This window comes from Frankia gtarii, assembly GCF_025403375.1.
Lineage (GTDB): Bacteria > Actinomycetota > Actinomycetes > Frankiales > Frankiaceae > Frankia > Frankia gtarii.
This window is the reverse complement of the sequence record NZ_JAMPTM010000557.1, coordinates 1-1109: the sequence shown is the minus strand read 5'-3', so window position 1 is coordinate 1109 and position 1109 is coordinate 1. Positions and strand designations below refer to the sequence as shown.

1 protein-coding gene is annotated in these 1109 nt (G+C 76.9%); it reads right to left on the bottom strand.

Going from position 1 to position 1109, the window contains the following annotated elements:
- Positions 1-6: 6 nt before the first annotated feature.
- A partial coding sequence (locus NBZ83_RS32275) for an adenine deaminase C-terminal domain-containing protein (protein ID WP_261567084.1) occupies positions 7-1109 on the bottom strand: 1103 nt, incomplete at its 5' end.

Sequence of the window (1109 nt, the reverse complement as noted above, 5' to 3'; positions counted from 1 at the left end):
GGGGCGTCAGGGGCGGGTGTAGAGCAGTCGGCCGAGCGTCGCAAGGGTCCGCAGGGGAAACGGCAGCCGGCAGCCGAGGTCGGCCGCGGCCGCGTCGACGGCGGCCAGCTCGCCGAGCACCGCCTCCCACGGGGCGTCGCTCATGAGGCCCAGTAGCGGCAGCGGGCAGGCCGCCCGCACCCAGCCCCGGTCCACGACGACGAACCCGCCACCCATGCCCTCGACCGCTCGGGCGGCGGTCAGCATGTCGTCGTCGCGGGCGCCGACCACGATCACGTGGCCGGGGGCCTGCGCCGTCGACACCCCGAGCGCGCCGCGGCTGAGCCCACAGCCACAGATCAGCCCGACGTCGACCGGCCCGCCACCGCCGTCCCGCTCGAAGACCGCGACCTTGTGCAGGTCGCGGGTGGGATCGGCGACCGCGTATCCGCCGTGCACCGTCGGCTGCACCCGCACGGTGCGCACGCCGTGTCGGCGGGCGGTCTCGGTCACCGGCTCCAGGCCCGTCGCGCCCAGCGGGCCGCCTCCCGCGCCGCCGGCGACCGGCGGGCCGGCCAGCTCCCGGGACGCGTCGATGCTGACGACCGCGACGCTGGCGTCGCGACGGCCCGCCCGGCTCAGTCCGGGACCGGCGAAGGAACCGGCGTGCAGGTTGGCCGGCAGCCGGATTCGGCCGACGGCCCAGGCCGGCGCCAGGTCGTGGTTGTCGAACAGCGGACGGCCGTGCTCGGCGGCGATCCGGCCGCCCGCGACCACCACGTCGGGCGGCGCGGTGCCGGCGAGGGTGGACACCACCTGCAGATCGGCCAATCGGGCGGGGGCGATGGAACCCAACATCGAGTCCAGGCCGTGCGCCCGCGCCGGGAGCAGGGTGGCGTGCCGGATCGCGTCGATCGGGCCGATGCCCTGGCCGACGGCGAGCCGCACGTCATGGTCGAGATGGCCGTGGGTGGCGAGCTCGGTGACCGTCCTGCTCCCGATCGGGCCGGGAGTGTCCAACGCCCAGCGCAGTGCGGCTGCGTCCGCCACGGGTCCCGTGCCCAGCGCGGACAGGCCGCCCACCCCGGTCCCGGGGGGCGCCGGGGTCACCTCGACGATCGAGGTGGTGG